We start from the raw sequence: 13,911 nt of genomic DNA, 5'->3' as shown, positions 1-13,911 counted from the left end.
CGACCTGCCCGACGACCGCGCGGTCTCCATCTGGGTCTCGCTCGACGAGGCCACGCTCGACAGCGGCTGCATGTGGTATGTCAAGGGCTCGCACCTCGAGCCCCTCCGGCCCCACTGGCCCGCGGGCAAAGGCGGCGGAGCCATCGAGTGCGAATGCTCGGAGGACGAGCCGGGTGCCACGTACATCCCGCTCGCGCCGGGCTCGGCCGCCGGCCACGCCGGCAGGACACTGCACTACTCGCGGGGCAACTCGACCACGGACCGGCACCGCCGCGCCTACATCCTCAACTACCGGCCCGCGGCCATGATCGAGCTCGAACGCGAGCAGGGAATGGACCACGGCAGGACCACCAACGAGCGCAAAGTACGCAACCCGGGATCCGCGGACTGACCCGGCACCAGCGGGGGCCTTCGCGCAGGTCGGTGCGGGCCGGCGCGTCACGGTGCCGCAGCGAGTCCGCGGTCAGGACGAGCAGCGCGACCCACGCGATGGCGAACCCGCCCCACCGCGCCGTGCTCTTGTTCGCCGAGCAGCGGCAACCCCGCACAGCGTCTTCTTTCACTATTTGGCGAGTTGGCCAAAGGCCACCTCGCCCTGGCTAGCTAGGCGCACACGCCGTCGTCATCCGGGCCCTGACCCTTGATCGTGGACACCGGTTGTTATGCGGCGGTGGTCAGGGTAACTGATCGTTGTTCGAAGGTGTTCGGGCTGACCTGGCCGAGACCGGATTGCCTTCTCGTGGTGTTGTAGCGGGTCGCCCACCGGAAGACCGCGAGCCGTGCCTCGCGTGGTCCTGACCAGCGTCTCTTTCCTTGGAGTGTCTCTCTTTTCATGGTCGCGTTAAACGATTCGGCGGCGGCATTGTCCGCGCTGGTGCCCACCGCGCCGCGTGATCTGGTCACGCCGAGGTCCGCGCAGACCTGGGCGAACTCCTTCGACGCGTATTGCGCCCCGTTGTCGCTGTGGAAAACGGCCCCGCGCAGGCCGCCGGCGCCCCGGGCCGCGGAGGCGGCCTTGAGGGCGTCGGTGACCAGCTCGGTGCGCATGTGGTCGGCGATCGACCAGCCCGCCAGCCGTTTCGAGCACAGGTCCAACACCGTTGCCAGGTAAAGGAATTGACCGTTGCCGACCGGGAGATAGGTTAAGTCGCCCACGTATTTCGTGTTCGGCGCGGCCGCGGTGAAGTCGCGCCGCAGCAGGTCCGGCACCGGCGTCGCCGACGGCTCGGGGACCGTGGTGCGGACCTTCTTGCGCAGGTGGAAGCCGACGATGCCCCAGGCGCGCATGACGCGGGCAACGCGCTTGTGGTTCACCCGCACTCCGGCATCCCGCAGTTCGGCGGTGACGCGCGGGGCGCCGTAAGTGCCGTCGGACTCGGTGTGGATCTCGGCGATCCGCTCCGCGAGTTCGGCTTCCGCCCGCGCCCGCTCGGCGCGTGCGTGAGCGCCGTCCAGCCACCGGTAGAAGCCCGAACGCGAGACCTGCAGCATCCGGCACAGCCGCTTGACGCCGAAGGCGCCACGGTGATCGTCGACAAACTGGAAGCGGCTGCTCACCAGCTGGTCTCGCCCGCAAAATACTTCGCGGCCCTCCGCAGGATGTCCCGCTCGAGCTCGAGTTCCTTCACCCGCGCCCGCAGCTGCCGGTTCTCCTTCTCCATCGCGGTGGCCTCCACCGCCCCGGGCCGGGCGGCCTGCTCGGCATCGCGCACCCAGATTCGCAGCGTCTCGTGGTTGATGCCCACGTCCTGGGCCACCGACGCGTACGTCCCACCCGGGCTGGCGTGGTACAGCGCGACAGCATCGGCCCTGAACTCAGGGCTGTACTTCGACGTCCCCAACGGGAACTCCTGTCCTATGGATCCTCACGATCCAATGATCAGGGTGTCCACGATCAAGGGGCAACGCCCGCCTTACGGACGGTCCGCCACGTCACGCCATGCTTGCGCTCGAGCTCCCGCATCGACATTCCGCCGCGGTGGTCACGCCGGATCGCGACATCTGCGGCATGACCAGCACCTTTCACCAGGAGCATCCCGATGCTGCCCTGGCAAGAGACGCGGTGCCTCCCAAACTCATCGACAAGCGACGTCACTACTGCGGTTCTGACTCGCTTTCCGTGAACCGGTCACGGTGGGTCATGCGACGTAGTTCAAAGGCTGTGGTTCTGGTGCGTTTCTGTGGCGAGAAAGTCTCGCGCTGCGGAGGTGATCTGGCCACGGATGTGCTGCTGGTCCGGATGTTGATCGTTCAGGAGGTCGAGTGCTCTCGCCAGATCAACGATGGGTTGCAGCGCGTCGGGGTAGTCGAGTTCGGCTGCAGACTCCTGATAGATCAGCTTGGCTCCCAGTACGGGATCGAGCTGGCACGCCACGATCTGGCCGGCCCACCAACAGGCCGCGGTCCATCGCGCCTTGGCAAGATCTTCCAAGGCCAGCGGCAGCAGACCCAACTCTTCCAGCACAAGGTCGAACAGCTCGCGGGCCTGGGGGTACTCACCGCGCGCGAGCCCAGCCAGCAGGGGAAGTGAGGGAGCCTCGATGTCGGCCATTAGGGCGTCCAAGCCCAACTGGACCAGATAATCGTCCGAGGGGCGATGCCAGGGTTCCATGGTCAAGTCTGCAGCGGCCATGCGGATCAGGCTGATCGCTACTCCTGCGTCCACGCTGTCCCCCTCATCATGTTTCCGTAGAGGGACGTCCTATCACCGAGAGCCGGGCGCTTGATCAGCTGGCCAGCAATACGCGCTTGCGTAGCAGGCTGAAGCCGGCTCGGCCGAACATCTGGCGCTTGAGCATCTTGATCCGGTTGACATGCCCTTCGACGACGCCGGAGTTCCAGGGCAGGGTAAGTCCGGCGATGACCGCGTCGCGGTCTCGGTCGATTCCTGCCGCGAGAGTGTGAAGGCTGGGCAAGTCGTCCTGTCGGACGGCGTCGAGCCATTGTGGGAGCCGTTCGCCCTGGCGCTCGGTGAGCATCTGGGCGAAGGACCGGACGTGACCGGTCAGAGCGTCGAGTTCGGGGCAGTTGGCCAGGACGGCCTTGGCGGAGTGACCGGTTTGCCAACCGCATCCGGGCCAGGCACGCCACCGTCCACGCTCTGTTGGAAGCTGGCCACAGCCGCCGCAGACGACCTCGATCCCAGGTCGCTTCGCCAGCCATGCGGCCAGGCTGGACGCCTCACGGTCAGGCAGTAAATCCACCGGCCGGCGGGTCTCGACATCGACCAGCACCGTGCCATAGACCCGTCCTTTGCGGGTGGCGTACTCATCGACACCAACCACCCGTGGGGCAGGGATTTCCGGTTCGGGCAACGCGTCGAGCAGCCGCAAAAGCGCGCTGCGACTGATGGACACCCCGAAGACCTGTGCCATCCGGGCACCAGCCCGGCCGGCGAGGGCGAGACCGACCGCGGCGAGAGTCGAACGCAACCGCTCGGTCCACCTGCTGTGCCTTCGGGTCAGTCCCGGCATCTGCTCGGCGAACGTGCGTCGTTCGCACGAAGGCTCCGGACAGAAGAAGCGTCGGACTCGCAGCTGGAGAACCACCCGACGTCCCCCACTGGGCACGTCTGCAGGAAACCGTGGGTAAGAGCTGTGCACCCGGCTCGACTCTCTCCCGCAGTCCGGACATGCCGCCCCCGCCGCGGTACTGCAGGCCTCAATGCGTATCGCCTCGTGGCTCACGTCCAGCGACAGCACCGACACGTCCGTGATGGACGGCAACAACAGCCCCTCCAGACGGGGCGACGTCTCTTCCACGACGCCGCACTGTCGACGACACCAAGATCGGTCCCGGTCATTTTCAGGCAACTTCCCGGAGCCCGATTCGAGCATCAGCCGTTATTCAGCGTGCGCGCATCACGGAAAGCGAGCCAGAACCACTACTGCTGCTCGATAAACCCAAGCGCCTACAGCGACGACGTGGCGCTGCTGGTGGCCCGTGCGCAGGGCCTGCCTGAGGACCAGGTGGCCGACTGGGAGCTCCGGAACGACCCGCCGGTTGTTGCGGAGGCCAGGGTGCTGGCCTCTGGGATTCTGGACGCCTGGGTGCTGGATCACCTCGCCTTCACCACCGAACTGGTGGTCAGCGAGCTGGTGACCAATGCCATCCGCTACGGCGCCGAGCCGATCAGGCTGGGGCTCATCCGGCAGTCGATCTTGATCTGCAAGGTCTCCGATGGCAGCAGCACCTCGCCGAGACTGCGCCACGTGCGGACCACATCTGGGCCGAGCAGTCGCTGACGGCGGAGGAGTGGACCGCTCCGGGGATGTAAGCGGAACGGCCGGCCAGTGGGCTCGACGGTGATGGAACCGCGAGCCCACCGGCCGGCGTTCAGGGCGGCGTGAGGGTAACGCCCTTCCGGGTCCGGCGCCGACAGTCGCCGGACCCGGAGTGCCGGATCAGCCGATGGCGGCGGAGAAGATGTGCATCTGCGAGCCCGCGCCCGTGCTGGGCAGGGTCACGTAGGCGACGGTCTTGCCCGCCTGCAGCGGGACGGTCGAGCGGTAGATGCTCACCTTTCGGTCGGTCACGCCGCCCGCGGGGGCGTTGCGGCGCGGCAGGGTGGCCAGGATGTCGGATCCAGGGGCGGGGGCGTTGTCCCACCAGTCGGAGGAGGTGAGGCTGTAGCTCTGGGTGGTGCCGTCGGTGTAGGTCACCGTGCCCGTGCCGGAGGTGGTGCCATTGGTGGCGGTGAGCAGGAAGCCGAGCTTGCTGCCGGAGCCGCCGAGCTTGACTATCTGACCCTGGGCGATGACGTTGTCCTTGCTGCCGGGCGTGGTGTTGGGCCAGGTGAAGGTCAGACCGTCGTGCGCCACGGTCGCCCCGGGGGCGAGGCCCGCCGCTACCAGGGTCTGCGCCGACAGGCTCCCGCCGCCACCGTCCAGGTTGGCGGCTTCGGGGTTGCTGTCGTCGCTGATCCCCGCGTTGTCGAACGCGCTGTTCAGCGAGGCGTACGGCACGCTGAGCCGCCCCCCTGCCTCGTCGGTGACCGGTGCGCTCTGGTAGGTGGCGCGCACGGTGTAGTCGACGGTGCCGGGCGTGGCGTCCGCCGGTGCGGTCAGCCGCCAGGTCGTGGTGGCCGCCTGGCCGGCGCCGAGCGAGGTGAACTTGGCCGGGGTGGTGGCCGTGGCGGTCCAGCCGCTGGGCGGGGCGAGGGTGACGGTGAGGTTGGGCAGGGGGTGTGCGGAGCGGTTGACGTACGTGGTGGTCACCGTGGCGCCGGTGCCCGGCAACACGACGGCGGGCCTTGGACGGAGAGCCGGTTGGGCACGGCGATCCGCGTCACCGCCTCCGAGCTGAACCGTGCGCCGTCGTACATAACGTGGGCGACCAGCGGGTTGTCGCCGACGCGGGCGTCCGCCGGAGGGGTGACGCGCCAGGTGACGGTGATGGTTTTGCCTGCGTCGATGCTCGGGAAGACGGACTTGCCGGCGGCCGTGGCCCTCCAGCCGGTGGGCACCGCCAGGCCGATCTTGGCGTTCTTCACCGCGGCGGTGCCGGTGTTGGTGTAGCTGGTGGTCACCGTCGCGGTGGCGCCGCGCTGGACTTCCGCCGGGCCGTCGACGGTGACTGGGGCCTTGACCTGCTGCTGGCTGCCGTAGGTGAAGAAGCTGACCTGCGACGTGCCGGTGCCGGTGGCGCTGAAGTCGATGGTCTGGGCCCCGGCCGTGAAGGAAGCGGAGCCCTGCGCGTCCACTGTCTTGAGCAGGTGCCAGGTGCTGTCGAACACCTTCGCGCTCCCGCTGCCGTCGGCCAGCAGGTAGCCGCCGGAGGGCACAGTGGTCTGGAAGGTGACGGTCTTCTCGCCCAGGGTGAACGACGGGTTGGTGACGGTCCCGCCTGTCGCCCTCAGCTGGAACCGCAGGGGCTGTTCGGCGTGGGTGTTGGTGTAGCTCCAGCTCTTGGAACCGTTGGCCGGCGCGCTCAGCGGGTTGGCCGGGAAGTTGACGTTGACCAGGTTCCACTGCTTGCCGGAGACCACGGTCTCCAGGTGCCAGTTGCTGCTCGTGTCCTTCATCGCCGTCATCTGCTGGCTGGTGAAGGCGTGCGAGTTACGCGCGGCCTCCCACTGCTTCCAGGCCTCCAGGACGTCGGCGGTGTTTCCGGCGCTCTTGAGCCCGGCGACGGTGGCCTGCAGGCCTGTCCCCGCGTTGTACCCCGCCATCTTCGACAGGAGCCACTCCTGGGACAGCGTGGAGAAACCGGGCCGGAACTGGCGCCAGCCCATCATGCTGGGCATGTCGTTGCGCTCGAGGTACTGCATGTACCTGAGAGCGGACAGTTCCCCCCGCTCGGGTAGGCCGTGGTCCTCTCCCCAGCTTGCCCGGGTGGTGGCGTCCCAGGTGCCGGGCAGCAGGTTGCTCGCCTCGGACACGAAGTCGCTCTGGGAGTTGAGGCCCCGGTACGTGCCGTTGACCAGCCGGTTGGTGCCGAACAGACCGTAGCCGGCCAGCGATGCGGCCTCCAGGCCGTCGTAGGACATCGACTTGGTCCCGGTGGTGTTGGAGATCTGCGCGAAGCGGGAGGCGATCTCACTCATGGCCGGCATGCCGCCGACGAACATGCCGTACGCGTAGCGATGCATCCGCATCATCGCGTCGCCGCCAGGGTGGGCGGTTGCGGTGGTGCCCCACATGCCACGGGAGTTGATCTGCACCTCGTACTCGTTGCCGGAACCGGCCACCTTCGTCACGGTGCCGTAGTTGAGCAGCTCGTCCCCGATCCTGAGGACGTTCTCCTCGCCGCCGCTGAAGATCGAGTTGCCGTCGACGTAGGCGACCTTGGAGTCGGCGTCCAGCGGCCGGGTCAGCTTGACCGAGCCCATGGTGGCCAGACTCTTGCTGGGCACCGGGGTGACGTACGGGTCGTTGTTGCTGATCATGTTGGAGAGGGTGTGCACACCGACCTTGATGCCCTGACGTGCTGCCTTGTCCACCAGCTGGGTGGCGCCCGCGTCCGATCCGCCGAAGGCCGAGTTGAACTGGTAGTGGCCGGAATTCTTCCAGGGGCCGTTGACACCCACCAGCGAGTAGACGTAGCGCAGCCCGGCCTTCTTGGCGAACGCGCTCGCCTCCTCGACGTTGTCCTTGCTGAGGTCGGGGGTCACCAGGAAGGACTGCGATGCCCCCTGCGAGGTCTTCTGCCACTGTCCGTCGACCGACGGGTGCGGCAGACCCTCACCGGTCTGGATCTTGGAGAGCGTGCCCATCACGGCGCGCGGGTTCGACCCGAACAGGGCGATCTTCGAGCCCTTGATCAGGGCCTCGTCGCCGCTCAGCGGCGGGATCGGATCGCTCGGCTCCTTGCGCTCGTCCCAACCGACGTACCGCTGACGGGTCTTGGTGTGGTCGTAGGTGTACGCCTGGAGTACGCTACCGAAGGTGGTCTTGTGCGCCGCGAACCAGCCGTAGGGCCAATTGAACAGCCGTTCGCCGGGCGCGTCGGGGTAGCTGAGGTTCTTGAGCTCCTCCGGCCAGCCCGCCGGGGTCTTGTCGTTGAGCCCGTGGATGCCTATCGCGAAGTCGTTGTCGCGCACCACGCCGACGGTCTCGCCGACCGTCTGGGAGATGGTGGTGGTGACCGGCCCCCACAGAAGGGTCTGCACGTCCACCCCCTCGGGGGCGTTGACGCTGGTCGCCTCCAGCGTCGCGTAGCCCGCCTTGGCGACCGCCTTGACGCCGACCTTGATCCCCTTGCCGCCGAAGGTGAAGGTGTAGGTGGACGAGACGCTGTCGTAGGACAGGGCGGTGGGCCGCTGCTCCACCCCGTCGGCGACCAGCTTGATCAGTGGGGCCGGGTTGGCGGTGCTGGCGTAGTCGTGGCCCTTCGCGCTGTCCAGCAGGCTGGTGACGCTGCCGGTCGAGCTCAGGCCGATCCGCAGGGTGCCCGCGGTGATGGTGAACGGTGCGCTGGGTGCCGCCTGGGCGCCGGGCATGAAGCCCGTCGCGAGCGCCAGGGTGAGAGCAGCCGTCGCCGCTCTCAGCGCGGTGTTCCGCCGCTTGTGCATGGTGAACTCCTCTGTTGGGGTGAGAAAGCGGGAATCCGCTCCGTAACGAGGACATGACGTACGGTCACGGGTGGCAGGTGTGCCGCCCGGAAGCCGGGAGGCCCGGCTGTTCAAGGGGGTGAGGGTTCCGCTCCGCCCGGCCCTCACGGGGGGAGGGGTGAGCCGGTCGCAGGGGAGGGGTGGCCGGCTCCGCGGACGGATGGGAACGCTCCAGTGGTGCTAGATCTGGCCGTCGGCAAAGTAGGCGGCCACCCCCGCGTCCACGGGGGCGATGCCGAGGGGGCGTCCCCCGTCCCGCAGTGACATGGTGGCCGCGTGGCCGGCGGCCACTGCTTCGCGGGCCGCCAGCGGCGAGGTGACGGTGGCCCCGCCCTCGCGTACGAAGCGCAGGAACTCCTCGACCAGCAGCGGATCGGCGCCGCCGTGGCTGCCGGCCGGGATGTGGACGGGCACGACCAGGTCCGCCTCGGCGCGGTAGTCGGAACGGCGGTTCCACACCCGGACCTCGGCACCCTCGGTGTCGCCGAAGTTCTCCAGCCGTCCCTCGGTGCCGATCACGGTGTAGTTGCGCCAGTAGTCAGGTGTGTAGTGGCACTGTTGGTAGCTCGCGAAGACGCCGTTGTCCAGCTGCATCTGCATCATGCTCAGGTCCTCGACGTCGACCACCGGGTTGAGACCGGTGAGGCTGAGCGGCGGCCAGTTCTCCGTCGACAGCCACTCGGTCATCCGCTCCCCGCTGCGGTCGCGGCGCGAGCTGATGGCGCCGTAGACCGTCAGTCCGCCCATGGCGTTCACCCGCCGGGTGTAGCCGCCGGCCAGCCAGTGGATGACGTCGATGTCGTGGGCCCCCTTCTGCAGCAGCAGACCGGTGGTTTTGCGCCGGTCGGCGTGCCAGTCCTTGAAGTAGTAGTCCCCGCCGTGGCCGATAAAGTGGCGGCACCAGATGGCCTTGACCTCGCCGATAGCGCCGCTGGTGATCAGCTCGCGGATGGCCACCACGACCGGCATGTGCCGCATGTTATGGCCGACGTACAACGGGGTGCGGTGTTCGCAGGCCGTCGCGAGGAGCCGGTCGCAGCCCTCGGTGGTGATCGCCATCGGCTTGTCCAGGAAGACCGGGATCCCGGCGGCGAGGAAGTCCAGGCCGATCTGCTCGTGCGTGAAGTCCGGGGTCAGCACGAACACGCCGTCAAGCCCGGCATCCAGGAGTTCGTGGTGGTCGCTGGTCGTCATCACCTGGCTGCCGAAGCGCTTCTCGGCACCCGCGAGGATCCGAGGGTCGCGGTCGCAGGCTGCGGCCACCAGCGAGCCCGAGCCGGGCCGGTGGGCCAGATCGACCAGGTCACTGCGGATGCCAAGGCCGATGACGCCGAGCCTGAGGTCGTTCAACGTGCTGGTCCTTTCAAGAGCTTTCGATGAGCCGGGGCCAACGGACAAGGGCCTAGCCCTTGCTGCCGGTGAAGGCGATGCCCTGGATGAAGTGGCGCTGCAACAGCACGAAGGCCACGATCATCGGTGCGGTGGCCATCAACGACCCGGCCATCAGCACCGAGTAGTCGGTGAAGTGCTCACCCTGGAGCGTGGCCAGGCCGGCGGAGAGGGTCATCTTCTCCGGGTCGGTGTTGATCACCAGCGGGAACATCAGGTCGTTCCACGACCACAGCGTGGTCAGAATGGTGAGTGCCAACAGACCGGGCCTGGCCAGCGGGAGCGCGACGTGCCAGAAGACCTGCCACGGGTTGGCCCCGTCCAGCCGCGCGGCCTCCTCGACGTCGTGCGGCAGCGCCATGAAGAACTGGCGCATCAGGAAGGTGCCGAAGGCGCTGAACATTGCCGGGACGATCAGGCCCTGCAGGGAGTTCAGCCAGCCGAGGTCCTGGATGATCACGTACTGCGGGATCAGGAAGACCAGGCCCGGGACCATCAGCACCGACAGGAACAGTCCGAACAGCACTCCGCTGCCGCGAAACCGCATCCGGGCGAAGGCATAGCCTGCCATGGAGGAGAAGATCAGCTGGCCGGCGGTCCGTCCGGCGGTCATCAAGACGGTGTTGAGGAACATCCGCCCGAATGGCAGAGCGTGGAACACCGCGGTGAAGTTCGACCACTGCCAGTGGTGCGGCAGGAGGGTCGGCGGCAGCTGGGTGGTCTCGGCGAACGACTTGAGCGCCGTGACCACCTCCCAGAGGAACGGGCCGATCATCAGCACCGCCCCGGCGATCAGCACCGCGTGGGTGGCCACCGACCGGGCGCGGTGGCCCGGAGGGCCGGAGCGGGACAAGAGCTCAGGCATAGTGCACCCACCTCTTCTGCAGACGGAACTGGATGAGCGTCATCAGCACGATGAAGCCGACCAGGACGAAGGCCACCGCGGCCCCGAACCCGATGTCGTGCTCGACGAAGGCCTTCTGGAAGAAGAGGTACGAGATCGACCGGACGCTGGGCAGCGCCGGATTAGCGGTGCCGGCGGCGGAGCCCGGGGTGCTCATCATCATGTAGGCGAGATCGAACATCTGCAGAGAGTTGATCACCGTCAGCACAGTGACGAAGAAAATGTTCGGACTCAGCAGGGGCACGGTGATGCGCAGGAACGTCCGCACCGGGCCGGCACCGTCCATCCGCGCGGCCTCGTAGTACTCGGCGGGTATCCCCTGGAGGCCGGCCAGGAAGATCACCATGTTGTAGCCCAGGGACATCCAGATGCCGATCGCGGCCAGCGAGTACAGCGCGACGTCCGGGTCGGAGGCCCAGTGCGGTCCGTGGATCCCCACCGTGGACAGCAGGTAGTTCACCAGGCCGTAGTTCCCGTCGTACATCCAGCGCCACAGCATCGCCACGGCGACCGGCATGGTCACTGCCGGCAGGAAGTAGAGCACCCGGTACACCGAGCGGCCCCGCAGGTTCTTCTGGTTCAGCAGTGCGGCCACCAGTATCGCGACCGGGATGCCGGCCAGCTGGATCACGGCGTACAGCAACGTGTTGACCACCGCCTGACCCACCGCCGGTTCGTCGGCCAGCGCCTTGTAGTTGGCCGTGCCGGTCCAGGTGTGCCCGCCGAACGGGCCGGAGTCGGTGAAGCTGTAGTAGAAGGTCTGGGCGATGGGCCACAGGTAGAAGATCGCCAGGCCGATGGTCATCGGCGCGACCATGAAGTAGGCCCAGGCCCGCTGGCGGCGGCGGCCTGGGCGCCGCCCGCGCCGGGTGGCGGCGTGGGCGGCACGGGCGGCACGGGCCGTGGGCTGGAGAGCCGCGGTGCGTGTCATCTGGTCACTTTTCCTTGCTCAGCGCCGTGTTCATCAGACCGGCCATCTTCTGCGCGGCTGCCTCCACGTCGGTCTTGCCCTCCCAGGCGGGGGCGAACGTGGCCGCCTCCTGGTTCATCCAGACGGCGGTGTTCTTGGAAGTGGGGAACGGAACCGCGTAGGGCACCTCGTCCAGGAAGGCCTTCAGGTGGAACTGCGGAGTGGCGTCTACCCAGGCCTGCTGGGTGCCGTTGAAGGCCGGGATGACCCCGCTCTCCTTCGCTCCGATTTCCGCGGCCTCCTTGGACCCGAGGAAAGCGAGGAAGGCGGCCGCCTCCTTGGGATGCTCGGTCTTGGCGTAGGCGACGTTGGCCAGGCCGTGGATCGTCACCGCCCGCTTGGTCCCCTGCGGCAGGACGGCGACGTCGATGTTGTTCTTCAGGGTGCTGTTCTTGGCGAACGCCAGGGTGTTCCAGCTACCGCCGTAGTACATGGCGACCTTGCCGGACTCGAAGAGCTGGCTCGGGTACGTGTCGGTCATGGACTTCAGTGACGGCGAGGATCCGGCCTTGACCAGGTCGGTCCAGAACTTCAGGCCCGACTTGGCCTCGGGCTGGTCGTAGCCCGAGGACTTCCCGTCGGCCGAGATGACCGAGCCGCCGGCCTGGAAGATGGTGTTGTAGTAGTTCTCCTGGCCGAACGGCGGCGCCAGGATGCCGTACTGCTTCTTGGAGGGGTCCGTGAGCTTGCGGGCGGCGTCCTGGACGGTCTTCCAGGTCCAGGTGTCATCGGGGTACTTCACGCCGGCCGCGTCGAACAGCTTCTTGTTGTACCAGAGCCCGACGGTGTCGAAGTCCTTCGGGATGCCGTACTGGGTGCCCTTGTAGCTGTAGAGGCTGACCAGGCTCTTCGGGTAGTTGGACAGGCTCACCTTGTTGGCAGCGAGCTTGTCCGACAGTGGCATCAGGATGCCGTTCGACTCGTAGAGCTGAGCGTTGGGACCGTTGATCCAGAACACGTCCGGCGCGCTGCCGCTGGTGGCGTCGGCCTGCATCTTGGTCCAGTACTCCTGGCTCGCGGTGAGCTGGATCTTGATCTTGACCGATGGGTGGGCCTTCTCGAACGCGTCGACGATGTGCTGCATGGCCGGCCGCTGGTTCGCGTCCCAGATCCGGTAGGTGAGCTCGACCTTGCCGTTCGCCGTGCCACTGGCCGAGCCGCCCGAGCAGGCGGTGGCACCGAGGACCAAAGCGGCGGCCGCGGCGAGTGCTGCCCAGCGTCTACCGGCCTGGCCGGTGTGTCCACTGCTACGACGAATGTGCATTGGAACATCCCATCTGTGGTGCGATGTGCGGCATATAGGTCTGACACATGTTGGCCGCAAGGCTGATCTGGGCTTACTTCGCGGAGATGTTGCAGGCTATGAGGCTCGAAGGGGCTATCCAGAACGGATGCTGTGACGATAAATGGGCCAAACAGCCAGCTGAGATAGGGGAGAGTCTGGGGTCATCGGACCTTGGCGTCAAGGGTTTGGGTGTGCTTAACTGAAGTTGAACCACCAGATATGTAGGAAACATATGAATGCCACTGGCGCCGAGACAAGTGGGCGTCGAGTGGCGGCAAGAGCGAAGTGGGGGAGAGTCGTTGGCACGCTCAGAGAAGATCTCCGCGCCCGCGGCGGAGGGTGCCTACCGTCCCGGTTACGAGGTCGCGGCCGAGCGCATCCTCGAGTATGTCGTCCAAGCGGGACTTCAGCCCGGCGCGCGGCTGCCCACCGAGCAGGATCTCGCGGACGAGATGCAGATGAGCCGGACCGTGGTCCGGGAGGCGGTGAAGATCCTCTCCGCCCTGGGGCGGTTGTCCGTGCAGAAGGGCCGCGGCATCTATGTGGCCGAGCCCGAGGAGTCCTCCTGGCAGTTGTCGTTGGCCAAATTCCTCCCCGCGGACCTGCGGCAGGTGGACGAGCTGTTCGAGTTCCGTCAGTACGTGGAGACCACGACCGCCAACCTGGCCGCGCGGCGGGCCACCCCGGCGCAGGTCAAGGCGGTGCGCGAAGCCGCGCGGCAGTCCGCCCTGGCGGCGGAGCAGGACGACATCGACGCCTTCTCCGCCGCCGACGAGGCCTTCCACGTCGGCATCGCGGACGCGGCGGCCAACATGTTCTTCGCCTCCACCGTCGATGCTATGCGGCTCCTGCAGCGCCAGGTCACTGCCATCGGACTGGCCGGGGTGGCAGGTGGTTCGCTGCTGGTGGCCGCGGGGCAGCACGAGGCGATCGCCGAGGCCATCGCCTCGGGGGAGCCGGACCGTGCCGAGGCCCTGATGGCCGAGCACATCGGCATGACCGCGCAGCAGTTCCAGCGGGAGATCTGGCGTCGCGTCGTGCCCGGCGACGAAGCCGACTCCTGACCCCCAGATCTCCAGCCGTGTAAGGACACCCATGCGAATTACCGATGTGACCATGGAACTGGTCGACCTGCCCGCTCAGCCGTCCTTCCGGTGGCGGGCCGGGCTGCCGGGCTCGGAGCCGGCGGTGGTGGGCGGCATCCTGCGCGTCCACACCGACGAGGGCCTGGTGGGCGAGGCGCACACAAGACGCGGAGTGATCGTCGCCGACCTGGTCGAACGTCGCATCCGCGACGACCTCATCGGTCGCGA

12 protein-coding genes and 2 pseudogenes are annotated in these 13,911 nt (G+C 67.4%); 4 read left to right on the top strand and 10 right to left on the bottom strand.

Annotated features, from left to right (window positions below; all coding sequences use genetic code 11):
- Nucleotides 1-391 (top strand): phytanoyl-CoA dioxygenase family protein (locus ACZ7L9_RS37735; protein ID WP_471422039.1); only part of this gene is annotated, 391 nt, incomplete at its 5' end.
- Between the two features lie 269 nt (nucleotides 392-660).
- On the opposite strand, the gene ACZ7L9_RS37730 is transcribed toward ACZ7L9_RS37735, so the two are convergent.
- From ACZ7L9_RS37730 to ACZ7L9_RS37715, 4 genes and pseudogenes are all read right to left on the bottom strand, one after another.
- Nucleotides 661-1,841 (bottom strand): IS3 family transposase gene (locus ACZ7L9_RS37730; RefSeq protein ID WP_471422038.1). Its coding sequence is split into 2 segments (ribosomal slippage): nucleotides 661-1,569 and nucleotides 1,572-1,841, totalling 1,179 coding nucleotides; the frame shifts between segments, so codons are not numbered across the junction.
- Between the two features lie 311 nt (nucleotides 1,842-2,152).
- Nucleotides 2,153-2,665 carry a hypothetical protein gene (locus tag ACZ7L9_RS37725; RefSeq protein WP_471422037.1) on the bottom strand — a complete coding sequence of 171 codons (513 nt, stop codon included), beginning with the start codon at nucleotides 2,663-2,665 and terminating at the stop codon, nucleotides 2,153-2,155.
- A gap of 61 nt (nucleotides 2,666-2,726) precedes the next feature.
- Nucleotides 2,727-2,978, bottom strand: coding sequence for a transposase (locus ACZ7L9_RS37720; protein ID WP_471422040.1), 252 nt, complete (start codon nucleotides 2,976-2,978; stop codon nucleotides 2,727-2,729).
- 531 nt (nucleotides 2,979-3,509) lie between these two features.
- A pseudogene (locus ACZ7L9_RS37715) lies at nucleotides 3,510-3,836 on the bottom strand (transposase family protein); the annotation flags it as partial.
- 87 nt (nucleotides 3,837-3,923) lie between these two features.
- Between ACZ7L9_RS37715 and ACZ7L9_RS37710 the strand changes: the two are divergent.
- Nucleotides 3,924-4,244, top strand: a complete 321-nt coding sequence (locus ACZ7L9_RS37710; RefSeq protein ID WP_471422036.1) for a hypothetical protein — start codon at nucleotides 3,924-3,926, stop codon at nucleotides 4,242-4,244.
- A 159-nt stretch (nucleotides 4,245-4,403) separates the two neighbouring features.
- Here ACZ7L9_RS37710 and ACZ7L9_RS37705 read toward each other — a convergent pair whose 3' ends face one another.
- The 6 genes from ACZ7L9_RS37705 to ACZ7L9_RS37680 all read right to left on the bottom strand — a co-directional run bounded on the left by ACZ7L9_RS37705 (nucleotide 4,404) and on the right by ACZ7L9_RS37680 (nucleotide 12,577).
- Nucleotides 4,404-5,240: an NEW3 domain-containing protein gene (locus ACZ7L9_RS37705; protein ID WP_471422035.1), complete on the bottom strand. Its 837-nt coding sequence runs from the start codon at nucleotides 5,238-5,240 to the stop codon at nucleotides 4,404-4,406.
- Complete coding sequence (locus ACZ7L9_RS37700; RefSeq protein ID WP_471422034.1) at nucleotides 5,213-8,011, bottom strand: NEW3 domain-containing protein; 2,799 nt, start codon at nucleotides 8,009-8,011, stop codon at nucleotides 5,213-5,215. Before ACZ7L9_RS37700 ends, ACZ7L9_RS37705 begins: the two co-directional genes overlap by 28 nt.
- A 219-nt stretch (nucleotides 8,012-8,230) precedes the next feature.
- The gene (locus ACZ7L9_RS37695) at nucleotides 8,231-9,400 is read right to left on the bottom strand and encodes a Gfo/Idh/MocA family protein (RefSeq protein ID WP_471422033.1); all 1,170 of its coding nucleotides are present in this window, start codon (nucleotides 9,398-9,400) and stop codon (nucleotides 8,231-8,233) included.
- Nucleotides 9,401-9,452: 52 nt separating this feature from the next.
- Nucleotides 9,453-10,304, bottom strand: coding sequence for a carbohydrate ABC transporter permease (locus tag ACZ7L9_RS37690; protein ID WP_471422032.1), 852 nt, complete (start codon nucleotides 10,302-10,304; stop codon nucleotides 9,453-9,455).
- A complete protein-coding gene (locus tag ACZ7L9_RS37685; RefSeq protein ID WP_471422031.1) occupies nucleotides 10,297-11,274 on the bottom strand; it encodes a carbohydrate ABC transporter permease in 978 nt (325 codons plus the stop codon). Before ACZ7L9_RS37685 ends, ACZ7L9_RS37690 begins: the two co-directional genes overlap by 8 nt.
- A 4-nt stretch (nucleotides 11,275-11,278) precedes the next feature.
- The gene (locus ACZ7L9_RS37680; protein WP_471422030.1) at nucleotides 11,279-12,577 is read right to left on the bottom strand and encodes an ABC transporter substrate-binding protein; all 1,299 of its coding nucleotides are present in this window, start codon (nucleotides 12,575-12,577) and stop codon (nucleotides 11,279-11,281) included.
- 320 nt (nucleotides 12,578-12,897) lie between these two features.
- Here ACZ7L9_RS37680 and ACZ7L9_RS37675 point away from each other — a divergent pair, with 320 nt between their 5' ends.
- Nucleotides 12,898-13,662, top strand: a complete 765-nt coding sequence (locus tag ACZ7L9_RS37675) for a FadR/GntR family transcriptional regulator (RefSeq protein WP_471422029.1) — start codon at nucleotides 12,898-12,900, stop codon at nucleotides 13,660-13,662.
- Nucleotides 13,663-13,693: 31 nt separating this feature from the next.
- Nucleotides 13,694-13,911: pseudogene (locus ACZ7L9_RS37670) on the top strand (enolase C-terminal domain-like protein); the annotation flags it as partial.

It is taken from the genome of Streptomyces sp. NPDC111516 (assembly GCF_055635345.1).
The sequence above is the reverse complement of the archived record's forward strand: the minus strand, read 5'-3'. Positions and strand labels throughout refer to the sequence as shown.